The organism is Streptomyces sp. ISL-100 (genome assembly GCF_018614615.1).
GTDB lineage: Bacteria > Actinomycetota > Actinomycetes > Streptomycetales > Streptomycetaceae > Streptomyces.
The window spans coordinates 1-13,319 of the sequence record NZ_JAGGOK010000111.1 but is presented as its reverse complement, the minus strand read 5'-3'; the positions used below and the strand labels follow the sequence as shown (position 1 = coordinate 13,319).

Sequence of the window (13,319 nt, the reverse complement as noted above, 5' to 3'; positions counted from 1 at the left end):
GACGGTCAGGGGCGATCGGCCCGTCCCGGGTACGCGGCTACCAGGCCGCGTACCCGGGCGAGGGTCTCCGGCGGGACGTCGCGCAACTGGTCGTCGGTCATCCGGTCCAACACCTCACGCGCGGCGTCGCCGAACCACCCGCTTGCCCACTGCGACGCGCCAGTCTGTGCCCAGAGGTTCAGCACGCGGCCGAAGGCACCCGACCCCAGAAGCGAGTCCACGGCCGCCTCCCAGTAGCTCCGGAGCGCGGTGCGGTCCTCCCCCGTGGCGCCCGACTCCAGCGCCGCCATGGCGGCTCGCGCCAGCGCTTCCAACGCGTGCGGCTCGAGCTCCACCGGATACAGCCCGCCCAGCACACTCGACACCACGGACGCCGGCAGCCGGGCCGCGTCATTGACCAGTTGCCCCAGGACGATCCAGGTCGCGCAGCGCCGAGTGGACATGTCGAGGCCGGAGTACCGCTCGAGAAACGTGCCGCAGCGCTCGTACAGGACGCCCAGTTCACTGTCCGGGGCGCCGAGGCCGCTCGCCAGCCACAGGTCCGTCAGACTGTGGGCGACCGAAGTGGCCGTGCCGTCCGGCGTACCGACGAAGGTGGTGACGGCGGAACCCAGTCGGCGGAAGACAGGGTCCACGGCATGCAGGACAACCGCGTCATTGGTGCCACCGGACACCACCATCTTGTGCCGGATCTGTTCCGGGTAGGGGCGGGACCAGCAGACCCTGCTACTGCGGTCGCCGTGACCCGGCGGACGGCCGTAGAGCCAGTAGGCGTCGACCGGTTCCGCGACGAGAAAGCCTTCCGCCGGAAAGATGTCCAGGTCCCGCCTGCCGTCGTTCCAGATGTGATGGAGGTCGAGTGCGATCGCGAAGTCCGTCCACTCCGGTTCGGTGAGGGCCGACCGCCACAGCAGGACGTACCGGTGCCAGGTGCCCGCTGCATTGGCATCGCCGGGGAACACCTCGCTCGCCTTGACCCCGTCCCTGACCAGCACTGTCAGCATCATCAGATTCGCGCCGTAGACGCCGTGCCGCGAGGAGGTCGCGCGCACGGTGGGCCGGTACTCGGCGAAGCGGTGCTCGGTGCGGTTGCGGTGGTCGGCCATCACGGTGACGAGAAGCTCACCGAGCCGCTCACGGTCCTGCGGGGCGAGGTGGCGGATCCGGGCGCCGACGAAGCGGAGCATCTGGCGCGACGAGAGCGGCGCGTAGGACAGCAGGACGTACAGCAGGTCGTCGTCGACTCCCGCACGGCCGAGGGACAGCGCCGGGCGCTGGTCGAGCAGGCCGACGAGAAGCTGTACAGCGAGACGGGCGGCCAGGTACTCGCCGAAGGTGGCGTGCAGGAACTCGTACGTCGCCAGCCGCTGGTCGTCGCGCAGTGCCTGGGCCTTCTGTACGAAGAAGAACCGGCCGAGCGCGATCTCCGCCTGGTCGAGCGGCGCGCGGAAGCCGTCGGTCCGAGCCGACTGGGGGCGACCGAGCAGCGCGGTCAGGTCCTGCTCCAGTTCCGCCGTGGTGATCCACTGCCGGTGCCGGTTCAGCATGCCGAAGGAGATCAGGGAGAGTCGCTGGAGCTCCTGCTCCACGCGGTTGGCCAGTTGCCGCTGCGGCAGCGCCGTGGCGGACTTTGCCACCTCCCGGACGGCGAAGGACGCCAACAGTTCCTCGTACAGCTCGGCCTCACCCAGGGGGTCGTCGTTTTCGGCTCCGTATTGCAGCGCGTTTCCTGTGGCGTCGTACAGGGCGAGCATCAGCAGCAGCAGCGGCTGGGAGGCGAGAGCCCGGTGCCGTGCGGCGACGGCGGCGGGGAGGGGCCGCAGTCCGTTCGCGGTGAGGTACGGCTCGTTGAGCCGGTTCCAGAGGTCGAGCCAGCGCTCGACCTGCCGCGCCCTGAAGGGTTCGAGGCGCAGTGCCACCGCGCCTTGCGGGTAGTGCGCCCTGTCGGCGACGGCGGTCCTGCTCGTGACCAGGGCGAGGACGGGCCGCCCCTGATCTGCCTCGCGCTGCTGGAAGCGGGCTACCCGCACCAGGTAGTCGGACTGGCTGACGCCGGTGGCCTGAAGCAGCTCGTCGAAGCCGTCGAAGAGGAGGACGGGTACGGCCCCTTCTGCCGCCCGGATCAGATCCGGCCATGAGACCCGTTCGCCGGTCGTGGCGCGTACGGCGTGCTCGATCTGGTCCTGTACGTCGGCGTCGGCCGGCACTTCGCGCAGGATGACCCGGACGGGCAGGAAGCCCGCCTCGGGCAGCCGGGCCGAGAGGATCTTCGTCAGTACGGACTTCCCGGCGCCCGGCTGGCCGAGGACGACCAGGGGCGCGGTGGTGGAGGCGACCGAGGTGAGGGCGCCCGCGAGGTACTCCGTGAGGTCGGACCGTACCGGCGCGGTCTCCCACCACTCCTCTTCGGCGGGCCCGTGGGGGCCTTCCGTCACGGCCCGGACGCGGAAGTCGGGGTCGACGTAACCCTCGCCGAGAGTGGGCAGGCACACGCCCGTCGGAGCGTCTCCCTCGGCCAGGATCGGGCGGGGCAGAGCCGCCTGGTAGCCAGTGGCGAGGGCGGCGGCCGCGTGGGTGAACCGGCGTACGGTGGTCAGGCCGGCGAGGGCCGACTCGATGCCGGTGAGGGCCTGGCGAATGCCGGTGCGGGTGGCCTGGTGCTCGATCTGACCGGACCAGAACCCAAATTCCGGTACTTCGAGGGCTAGTTGAGCGTAGAGCTCCTCGTAGCGCCGGACTGCCTGCCGGCTCAGTTCATAGCCCAGCGCGTGAGTCACATCATCGCGCTGCGTATCGTCAAGCCTGTCCCATACGGCCAGCCCCCCAATAAATCGCAACACGCTACGAGAAAGCCAGAAGTAGTAGCTCTGGAGTTCATCGCGGACTTGCTCGTAAGGCAGATGCGGGGCGGGCTGCGGAGCCGCACTGGCGACCAGCCCTTGAATGAGGTCATTCGCGTAATCCCAACTCCCGGCCAGTCCGACCTGATCGCGCCGCGTGAGCCGCACCTCGGCCAGATCGAACGGGATTTCCGCCTCCCCGAGAGCCTCGAAGTACGCCGTAACCACGAGCACCGCATGCGCCGCCGCGATCCGTTCCGTACGCTCCGCCCGCTCCGACGAGCCCAGTCGCTCCCTCAACCCCGCCGTCAGATCACGCCCGAGCCTGAGCACCCCTCCCCGCGCCTGGAACAGATTGAGCACAGCGTCGCTGGCCCCGCCCGTAGCCATCGACAGCGCCCCGCCCAACGCCTGGTCGGCTGCCGCCAGTGCCGCGCTGTCGCCGCCGAGAATCGCTACCGCGTCGCTGTAACTGAGAAGTCGTCGCCCCCGTACCGTCACCGTTCTGGTCTATCACCAGAAGCGGTCACAGACGCCCGGCTTCGACAATCCGTCGCAGGAACCGCTGGGTGCGTTCCTCCTGCGGGTCGCCGAAGATCTGCTCCGGCGTGCCGCGCTCCAGCACCACTCCCCCGTCCAGGAAGCACACCTGGTCGGCGACTTCGCGCGCGAAGCCCATCTCGTGGGTGGCGAGGATCATCGTCATGCTGTCGCCCTTGAGATCCCGTACGACGTTCAGGACCTCGCCCACCAGCTCCGGGTCCAGCGCCGCCGTGATCTCGTCGAGCAGGAGAAGGCGGGGGCGTACGGCGAGGGCGCGGGCGATGGCGACGCGTTGCTGCTGGCCGCCGCTGAGGCGGTCCGGGTAGGCGGTGGCCTTGTCGGCGAGGCCGAGGCGGTCGAGGAGTTCGCGGGCCTGTGCCTCCGCGTCCGTACGCGACGTGCCGTGTACGCGCCTCGGCGCGAGGGTGATGTTGTCGAGCACCGTCATGTGCGGGAAGAGGTTGTACGCCTGGAAAACGACGCCGATCCGGCGACGTACGGCGTCCGCGTCCGCCCGTGGGTCAGTGATGTCCTCACCGTCGAGGAAGATCGCGCCGTCGTCGATCTCCTCCAGGAGGTTCGCGCAGCGCAGGAGGGTCGATTTGCCGGATCCGGACGCGCCGATGAGTGCGGTCACGGTGTGCGGGGCGACTTCGAGGTTCACGTCACGCAGCACGACTGTGTCGCGTCCGAAGGTCTCTTCTCGCCGGGCGCGAAGGCGGTGTTGAACGGCACGGTCTGCCACACCACTTGGTCCTTGCCGTAGCCGAGCTTCTTGGCGACTGCGTGCGCGACCGCCGACTCGAAGCCCTTGCCGTTGGCCGGGTTGTCGTCGTCGAACCAGGGTGCGTACGCGGGCTTGTCGGTGCCGATGGTCAGCTTGCCCGGCACCTCGGTGGCCAGTTTGCCCGGCGCGCAGCTCGCCTTGGCGTCGCCGGGCGCGGCGGCCGGGGACTCGGGCTGCGGGGCGCAGCCGGTGGCGGCCGCGACGGTCACGACGGCCGTGGCGGTGAGCGCGCCGAAGGGTGAGAAGGCGGTCGTGCGGCGGCGGAACGGGCTGGCAGGGCGCATGGCGGGAGAGTGGCAGTGCGCGCGTGCGTTTGTCCAGGTCACGGCTGGAAACGTCCGCATCCTGGAATGTGTCCGCAATGTATTGCGAGCCGGTGAATTCCGGCCGGTTCAGGCTCCCGGTGCGAACCGCTCGCGGTAGGCGCTGGGGGTGAGTCCGGTGCGGCGGCGGAGCTGGGCGCGGAGGTTGGCGGCCGTACCGAGTCCGCTCGCCCGGGCCACGGATTCGACGGCGGGATCGCCGCGTTCCATCAAGCGGCAGGCCAGCGCGACGCGTTCGGCGGTGAGCCAGGCCAGAGGTGTGGTGCCGAGCTGGGCGCGGAACCTTCGGTGGAGGGTCGCGGGGCTGACAGCAGCGCGGGCGGCAAGGCCGGCGACGGTCAGCGGTGTGCCGAGCCGTCCTCTGGCCCAGTCCAGGAGGGGGCCGAGGGAGGGGTCGGCGGAGGAGGTGAGGGAAGGGATCGGGTGCTCGACGAACTGGCGCTGGCCACCGTCGCGGTGGACGGCGAAGACGAGGCGGCGGCTGACGGAGACGGCGGCCTCCACGCCGTGGTCGCGACGGACCAGGTGCAGCCCGAGGTCAAGGGCGGCGGCGCTGCCCGCCGCGGTGAGGATGTCGCCGTCGTCGACGAACAGCACGTCCGGTTCGAGCCGGACGGCGGGGAAGCGCGCGCGGAAGGTGTCCGCCCACTGCCAGTGCGCAGTGGCGCGGCGGCCGTCGAGCACGCCCGCCTCGGCCATCGTGAAGGCGCCGCTGCAGAAGCCCACCAGCCGCGCGCCGCGCGCGTGCGCGCGGCGGACGGCGTCCAGGACTGCGGGGCGGCGCGGCACGTCGGTGTCCGGCCGGTTGGGCACGATGAGGGTGTCCGCGGTGTCAGCCGCCTCCAGCCCCGCGACTCCCGTGAGCGTGAAGAACCCGTCTCGCATGAGGGTGCGGGGCTGCGGGGAGCAGAGGGCGAAGTCGTAGAGTTCGCGGCCGAGTTCGGCCTTGCGCCGCAGTCCGAACACTTCGATCGCACAGCTGAGCTCGAAGGGGTTGGAGTTCTCGTCGACGATCACGACAACCCGGTGCGAGGATCCTTGCGTCATGTGCGATTTCTAGCACTCGCGGTGGTCCGGTACCAGGGGTGAAGGTGAGGTCATGACGACGACGTACGAGCAGAGCGAGCAGCACGAACCCATCGCACTTACCGAGGCCCTCGGCTCCTTCGACGCGCTGTGGAGCCCGCGCATCGTGACCCGGGTCAACGACTACGACGTGCGCGTGGCGAAGGTCGCGGGCGAGCACGTCTGGCACGTCCACGAGGATACGGACGAGTTCTTCCAGGTCCTGGACGGGGAGCTGACCATCGCCCTGCGTGAGGGCGGCGCGGAGCGGTCCGTGGTCCTGGCGACCGGCTCGGTGTACGTCGTGCCGCGCGGCGTCTGGCACAAACCCTCGGCGGCGGACTGGGCGTCGATTCTGCTGTTCGAGCCGACGGGCACGTCGACGGTGGGCAACCACCACGACCCGGTCCCGTCACACGTGGACGCGACCACTGGCCACGCGCTCTGAGGGACGAGGGCTTTCCTTCAGCACATACGCCCTCCGGGCGTGTCCTCAAAACGCCGGAGGGGCTGGATTCGACGCACCATCCAGCCCCTCCGGCGTTTGAGGAGCGGGGTCTGGGGCGGAGCCCCAGCGGCCCACCCCCCGGCGACTTCAGCCCGTCCGACGCTTGAGGACCGGGGGCTGGGGCAGCGCCCCAGTTGCGGGAAGGGGCGGGTAGGGGAAAAGACCCGCCGTTGGGGACCGGAGCCGGTCTTCAATAGGATCCAGCGATGATCACAAGAAAACGGCTGGCGGCCGGGGCGTTCGCCCTGTTCGTCGCCCTGGCCGCCGGCCTCCTCCCGGCCGGCCTCGCCGCAGCCACCGCTGCCGCCGGTGAACCGGACTCACGCGACTCCCCGAAGGTCGAACTCGTCCTCGACGTCAGCGGTTCGATGCGGGCCAAGGACATCGACGGCCAGTCCCGGATGGCCGCCGCCAAGCAGGCGTTCAACGACGTGCTGGACGCGGTCCCGGCCGAGGTTCAGCTCGGCATACGCACGCTCGGCGCCGACTACCCCGGCGACAACCGCAAGACCGGCTGCAAGGACACCAGGCAGCTGTACCCGGTCGGCCCGCTGGACCGGACCGAGGCGAAGACCGCCGTCGCCACGCTCGCCCCCACCGGCTGGACCCCCATCGGCCCCGCCCTCCTCGGCGCGGCCGACGACCTCGAAGGCGGTGACGGCACCCGCAGGATCGTGCTCATCACCGACGGCGAGGACACCTGCGGCCCCCTCGACCCGTGCGAGGTCGCCCGCGAGATCGCCGCGAAGGGCACCCACCTGGTCGTCGATACGCTCGGCCTGGTCCCGAACGCGAAGATCCGCCAGCAGCTGACGTGCATCGCGGAGGCCACCGGCGGCACCTACACCGCCGTGCAGCACACCGACGAACTCTCCGGCCGCGTCAAGCAGTTGGTGGACCGCGCCGCCGACCCCGTCGTCAATCCGGTGGCGACCGAGGGCGCGGATCGGTGCGTGGACGCGCCGCAGCTCAAGGCCGGTCTCTACACCGACCGAGAGAAGTTCTCCGAGCACCGCTGGTACCGGGTGGACGTACTGCCCGGCCAGGAACTGCGGGCCTCGGTCAGCATCGGCGCCGACCGCGCCGTCGACCGCGACTACGCCGTACTCCTGCGTGCGGTGACCACGAACGGCAGGGAGATCGTGCGCGGCTCGGAGGCGGGTGACGGCCGTACGGACGTCATCTCGACCGGCCTGCGCTACCCGAAGGCACCGCTGGACGACGCCACGGCCGACGAGGTGAAGCCGGCGGCGGAGAGCGTATGCCTCCAGGTCAGCAACTCCTTCTCCGCTCCCGCGTCCGTCAAAACCACACCGGGCCTGCCCGTCGAGCTGACCATCGACGTGGTGGACGGCCCCGACGAGGCGTCGGACGTCGCGGCCTTCGGCCTGGGCCGCGGCTGGTGGCTGCTCGGCGTACTCGCCCTGACCGGCCTGCTCGCCGGTCTCCTGTGGGGCTGCATCTCGCGCTGGCGCTTCGCCGTATGGAGGACCAACTGATGCGTACGACGACACGTGTGCTGAGCGGTGTTGTGCTGGCGGCTGCCGCGCTCTTCGGCACGGCAGCCCCTGTCCTCGCGGACTCGACGCCCTCGCCGGGCGCCAGTCAGGGCGGCGAGGAGGAGGCCGCGCCGACCGAGGCGGGCACCACCTTCCGTACGGCGACGCAGATCCGGCAGGACCAGCCGGCCACGGCCGACGCGTCCACCGGTGATTACCTCTACTGGGTCTTCGACGCCGACGCGGGGCGTACCGCCACGGTGAAGGCCACGGTGAAGCTGCCGGAGGCCGCCGCTCGCCACGGCGCGGCGACCTGGCAGCTCGACGTGTACGACGGACTGCGCCGGCGGCAGGCCTGCGTCTACGGCAGCCAGGCGAAGGCGGCACCGAAGGAGGCCGCGTCGGTCACCGTGTCCTGCACGCTGCGTACGGTCAGGGCCTGGGCGGAGCCGTGGGCGAACGACCCGCTGCCGGGGCGTTACTACGTACGGCTGACAGTCGTCGACCTGCCGCAGGAGGACCTCGGTCTGCCGGTGCGCGCGGAGGTCGTGGCATCGGCGAAGGACGCGGGCGGTTCGCGGGCGGTGGACGGCGCGCTGTCCGTCCCGCTGGTTCCCGGCGTGTCCGACGCGGACGTGGCGGAGGCCGCCGATGACCGCTTTTCATCCGGCTGGTGGTCGTCGCGCTGGCTCTGGACAGCGGGCGGGGGCGTCCTCGCGGCGGCCGCGGCCATCGCGGGGTACAACATGACGCGCGGCTCCGGGCGGCCCTCGCGCGTCCCGCCGGGCGTCTGAGCGCTCGCGCGCGGCACGTACGAACAGCCACGCAGCCGGCCCTGTTCCGCCTCGGCGGGGCGGGGCGGGCCGCCGTACCGGGGTGGGGCGTACGGCAGGTGGCGCAAGGGACTTGTGGTGCGGCTGCCCGGTCCGCACCCTTGCCTCATGACCGCTCCCGTCCATGGTCCAGGCCCCGCGACAGCCGCCCGACCGGTCCGCTCACGCCGGGCGCTGGTGGCGGGGTCCGTCGGCAACTTCATCGAGTGGTACGAGTTCGGCGTCTACGGCTACTTCGCCACCATCATCGCCGCGCACTTCTTCACCCCCGAGGGCGGCAGCGACGTAGAAGGGCTCATCAAGACGTACGCGTCGTTCGCCCTGGCGTTCTTCTTCCGGCCCGTCGGGGCCGCCGTGTTCGGGCGGCTCGGTGACCGGATCGGCCGCCGGCCGACGCTGATCCTGGTGATCTGTCTGATGACCGGCGCCACGACGCTGATCGGTGTGCTTCCGACGTACGCCTCGATCGGCGCGGCAGCGCCGTGGCTGTTGACGCTGCTGCGGATCCTGCAAGGGCTGTCGGCAGGCGGGGAGTTCGGCGGCGCGGTGTCGATCATGACGGAGTTCGCGCCGCCGGGCCGACGGGGACGGTACGGGGCGTGGCAGTCGTTCACGGTGGCGCTCGGGCTGCTCGCGGGCGCCGGAATGGCGGCGCTCCTCGCGACCGTACTGACCGAGTCGCAGCTGAACGGGTGGGGCTGGCGGGTGCCCTTCCTGCTGACGTTGCCACTCGGGCTCGTCGCGCTGTGGCTGCGATTGCGCCTGGACGAGACGCCCGCCTTCGCGGCGGCCGTCGTCGAGAAGAGCACGCCCGTACGGCCGCCACCCGCCGCCGAGACGGTCAGGGCCATCGCGCTGGGCGCCGGGCGTCTGATGGGGTGGTCCGCGGCCGGTTACACCTTCCTGGTGGTCCTCCCTTCGTACCTCCAGAGCACCTTGAACGCGACGTTCCAGGAGGCGCTGATCGCGACCGTTCTGGCCAACCTCGGCTTCGCCGCGTCGATCCTGCCCGCCGGCCTGGTCAGCGACCGGATCGGGCGGCGGACGGTGATGCTGACCGGTGCGCTGCTGGTCGCCGTGCTCGCGCTGCCGCTGCTGAATCTGGTGCAGGATGCGGGCGTACCGACGTACGCGAAAGGGGCGGCGCTCTTCGGTGCGGGGGCGGCCGTCGGACTGATGGCGGGGCCGGGGCCGGCGATGCTGGCCGAGATGTTCCCGACGACGGTGCGCTATACAGGGCTCGGCCTGGCGTACTCGCTGTCCAATGCCGTGTTCTCGGGCTGCGCGGGGCTCCTCATCACCGAGGTCGTCAAGCGGACCGGCGACGTCGACGTCCCCGCCTATTACGCGGCGGTGACGTGCGCGGTCAGCGTCCTGGCGCTGCTGTCGCTGCGCGGCGACGACCACAAGCGGGCACTGCGGTGAGCAGCCTGCGGGTGATCGGGCTGATGTCCGGCACGTCGTACGACGCCATCGACGCCGCTGCCGCCGACCTCACCCTCGACGGGGACACCCTGGTGCTCACGCCGCTCGGCATGATCAGCGCGGTGTACGACGACGAGCTGCGGGCGGCGCTGGCCGAGGCGCTGCCGCCCGCCGGGACGACCCTGGCCGCCGCGTGCCGGCTCGACACGCGCATCGGGCAGGCCTTCGCCGACGCGGCGGTGCGCGCCGACCGCGAACTGTGCGCTGGCAAAGCCGACTTGATCGCCTCGCACGGGCAGACCGTCTACCACTGGGCCGAGGGCGGGCGGGTGCACGGCACGCTCCAGATCGGCGAGCCGGCCTGGATCGCCGAGGCGACGGGCCGCCCCGTCGTATCCGGCTTCCGTACGCGCGATGTAGCCGCCGGGGGCCAGGGCGCGCCGCTGGTGAGCATCGTCGACGTCATGTGGCTGCGCGGGCGGCCGGGTGTGCCTGTCGCACTGAACCTCGGCGGGATCGGCAACGTCACGGTGGCGGGGGACGGTTCGTCACGCGGCGAACCTCTCGCCTTCGACACCGGGCCCGCCAACGCGCTGATCGACGCGGCGGTGCGCGAGCTGGCGGCGGCGGCCTACGACGCCGAGGGTGCCCTGGCCGCCCGCGGCACTGTCCACCGGCCGCTGCTGCGACGGCTGCTGGAGGAGCCGTACTACGCCAGGCCCGCACCCAAGACGACGGGCAAGGAACTGTTCCATCTGCCCTACCTGCGGGCCGCGCTCGCCGGCTTCGGGCCGTTGCCCGCCGCGGACGTCGTCGCCACGCTGACCCGGCTCACGGCGCGGACCGTGGCCGACGCCATCCGGCCTTTCGGGGCGACGGAGGTGATCGCGTCGGGCGGGGGTACGCGCAATCCGGTGCTGATGGAGTGGCTGCGGGAAGAGCTCGGCGGCGGAGTACTCGGAGTCGGGGAACCGGGCGTTGGCGTACCGCTGCGGACGTCGGACGAGCTCGGGCTGCCGTCGGCGGCCAAGGAGGCGTACGCCTTCGCCGTTCTGGGCTGGCTGACCGCGCAGGGCCTGCCCGGCACGGTCCCTTCGTGCACGGGCGCCCGCCGCCCGAGCGTCCTCGGCTCGATCACGCCCGGCGGGCCCGGCGGGCCCGGCCTGAGGCTCCCGGAGCGGATGGCGACGGCGCCCGCCCGGCTCACCATCTCGGCCACAGACAACTCCGTCCCCTTTACTGGGCGTTGAACGCACCCGTACGCTCCCGCCACCGCGTGATCACCAGTCGTACGGCAGACGGAGGGTGCACCACCATGAGACTTCTGAACAGACCCGCGCTTCTCGCGGTGGCGGGGGCACTTCTCGCAGCCTGCGCCATAGGCACCACGCCACCGGCTACAGCGGCGACGGCGGCGACGGCGTCCACAGCAGCGCCGCACCCGGTGACCGCGAACGCCAAGGTGGTGCCCGTCCAGCAGACGGGCCCGGCCGACAAGCGCTTCAATCTCGTCGTACTCGGTGACGGCTACACCACGGGCGACATGCCCGGCTTCCGTGCCGATGTCGACAAGCACATCAATGTGCTGTGGAACATGGAGCCGTTCGCCTCGTACCGTTCTTACATCAACGTCTGGGCGGTGGAAGTGCCGTCGGCCGAGTCGGGCGTCGACTGCGACCCCGGCCTGGACGCGCCGCGCCGTGACACCGCGCTGGACATGGGCTTCTGGGGCGGCTGCAACCCGGCCAGTGTGCAGCGCCTGCTGTCGATCGATTCGACGGCGGCGACGGCACTGGCCGACCTGATCCCCGGCTCGAAGAGCACGAACCGGCAGATCGTCGGGCTCGCCAACAGCGCGACGTACGGCGGCGCGGGCGGCACCTTCGCCACGGCGTCCGGCGGCAACGCGCTGTCCTCGCTCATCACCCCGCACGAGATCGGCCACTCCCTGGGCAAGCTCCAGGACGAGTACGACTACTACGCGCGGGGCGTCCCCGGCGGTGTGTACGAGGGCGGCGAGCCGAGCTCCGCGCACCACACGCTCCTGACCGAGGACGAGATGCGCGCCAAGCAGCGCAAGTGGTGGCGCTGGCTGGGCGAGCGCAGCGACTCCGGCGGCGTCATAGGTCGCCACGAGGGCGGCATGTACCAGACGAAGGGGGTCTGGCGACCGAGCAAGCACTCGATGATGAAGACCCTCGGGTACGCCTTCGACCAGGTGGAGCGGGAGATCATGACGCAGGCGATCTCCGCCAAGGTGGACCTGGTGCAGGGCCACACCCCGAACGACGCGCCGATCGGCGACGACCGGACGGTGTGGGTCGACACCCTGCATCCGGTGGGCGGGGAACTCGACACTGTATGGCGGCTGGACGGCCGAAAGGTGGACGGGACGGCGGGCGAGCGCAGCCTGGACCTGCGCCGCCTGGGCCTCGCGGAGGGGCGCGACCACCGGCTTTCGGCGACCGTCTCGGACCCGACTCCGTTCGTACGGGACCCGAAGATCCGCGCCTCGGCGGCGCTGACCCGCACGGTCACGTGGACGGTTGACCCGTCCGTCACTACCACCACGGAACCTCCTTCCACGGCACCGGAGTTCACGGGCCACACCCGCACCGGGGCACCGGTGGGCGTGGAATCGGTGGTGTACGCCGACACGACGCATCCGGCGGGCCGCGAAGCCCCGCGGGTGCGGTGGACCCTGGACGGGCGTCCGGTCCCGAACCCGGGCAACGACCGCGACCTGGACCTGGGCGAGCTGCCGCTGCGCGGCGGCGACCACACGCTGAAGGCCCGCATCGCGGGTACGGACCGGACGCTGACCTGGACCGTCGACGCGACGCCCGCCAGGGCGGCGTACGAACTGTCCGAACCACTGCGGACAGTGCGGCGGGCGGGGAAGCCGGTGGAGTACGTCTACGACGGCCCGTTCACGATGAAGCTCACGGCCCGCGACGATCAGGACAGCTACGTGGTCACGCAGTTCCGGGTCGACGGTGACGGCTGGTACACGTACTTCGGCTGGCCGACGGACGCGAACGCGCCGTTCCGGTTCACGCCGGGCGGCACGGTCATCGACGACCTCCTCTACGGCAAGCTCGGCACGCCGCGGGTCGTGCCGTGGGACGACGCGACACCGGAGTACGGCTCGCACACGATCGAGTACCGCACGATCGATGCGGCGGGCAACGTCGCCCCGGCGAAGGCATTCCGCGCAACGCTGATCCCTCCGGGTGCGGGGGGCGGCGAGCGGTAGGTGTGCGCGGGCGGGTGCGGACGCCTGCGGCGGACTTGTTCCCCTACCCGCCCCTTCCCGAACTGGGCCAAGCCCCAGCCCCCGGACGGGCTGGATTGGCCGCTTGCGGCAACTCTCAGCCCCTCCGGCGTTGAGGAGCGGGGTCTGGGGCAGCGCCCCAGTTCGGGAGGGGCGGGGTGGGGAAGAAGCCCGCCGCAGGCGCCACCCGCGCCACCCCGCCTAGTGATCTGGTTGTGAGGT

At 71.3% G+C, this 13,319-nt stretch carries 9 protein-coding genes and 1 pseudogene; 6 read left to right on the top strand and 4 right to left on the bottom strand.

The features are described 5' to 3' along the window. Window positions 1–5: 5 nt before the first annotated feature. The 4 genes and pseudogenes from J7E89_RS37045 to J7E89_RS37030 form a co-directional block, all read right to left on the bottom strand. On the bottom strand, window positions 6–3,341 hold the full coding sequence (locus tag J7E89_RS37045) for an NACHT domain-containing NTPase (protein WP_214980476.1): 3,336 nt from the start codon (window positions 3,339–3,341) through the stop codon (window positions 6–8). A gap of 25 nt (window positions 3,342–3,366) precedes the next feature. Beyond that, window positions 3,367–4,128, bottom strand: coding sequence for an amino acid ABC transporter ATP-binding protein (locus J7E89_RS37040; RefSeq protein ID WP_214980475.1), 762 nt, complete (start codon window positions 4,126–4,128; stop codon window positions 3,367–3,369). Continuing rightward, window positions 4,080–4,454, bottom strand: a pseudogene (locus tag J7E89_RS37035) (hypothetical protein); the annotation flags it as partial. The pseudogene J7E89_RS37035 and the gene J7E89_RS37040, both read right to left, overlap by 49 nt. A 108-nt stretch (window positions 4,455–4,562) precedes the next feature. Continuing rightward, complete coding sequence (locus J7E89_RS37030) at window positions 4,563–5,540, bottom strand: GlxA family transcriptional regulator (RefSeq protein ID WP_214980474.1); 978 nt, start codon at window positions 5,538–5,540, stop codon at window positions 4,563–4,565. 52 nt (window positions 5,541–5,592) lie between these two features. Here J7E89_RS37030 and J7E89_RS37025 point away from each other — a divergent pair, with 52 nt between their 5' ends. From J7E89_RS37025 to J7E89_RS37000, 6 genes are all read left to right on the top strand, one after another. Then, complete coding sequence (locus J7E89_RS37025; RefSeq protein WP_214980473.1) at window positions 5,593–6,006, top strand: cupin domain-containing protein; 414 nt, start codon at window positions 5,593–5,595, stop codon at window positions 6,004–6,006. Window positions 6,007–6,272: 266 nt separating this feature from the next. Next, window positions 6,273–7,565 (top strand): VWA domain-containing protein, encoded by a 1,293-nt coding sequence (locus J7E89_RS37020; protein WP_214980472.1) that lies wholly within the window; start codon window positions 6,273–6,275, stop codon window positions 7,563–7,565. Then, complete coding sequence (locus tag J7E89_RS37015; protein ID WP_214980471.1) at window positions 7,565–8,359, top strand: hypothetical protein; 795 nt, start codon at window positions 7,565–7,567, stop codon at window positions 8,357–8,359. Before J7E89_RS37020 ends, J7E89_RS37015 begins: the two co-directional genes overlap by 1 nt. A 147-nt stretch (window positions 8,360–8,506) precedes the next feature. Beyond that, a complete protein-coding gene (locus J7E89_RS37010) occupies window positions 8,507–9,823 on the top strand; it encodes an MFS transporter (RefSeq protein WP_214980470.1) in 1,317 nt (438 codons plus the stop codon). 5 nt (window positions 9,824–9,828) lie between these two features. After that, on the top strand, window positions 9,829–11,073 hold the full coding sequence (locus J7E89_RS37005; RefSeq protein ID WP_214980553.1) for an anhydro-N-acetylmuramic acid kinase: 1,245 nt from the start codon (window positions 9,829–9,831) through the stop codon (window positions 11,071–11,073). Between the two features lie 65 nt (window positions 11,074–11,138). Beyond that, window positions 11,139–13,079 (top strand): M64 family metallopeptidase, encoded by a 1,941-nt coding sequence (locus J7E89_RS37000; protein ID WP_214980468.1) that lies wholly within the window; start codon window positions 11,139–11,141, stop codon window positions 13,077–13,079. Window positions 13,080–13,319 lie beyond the last annotated feature (240 nt).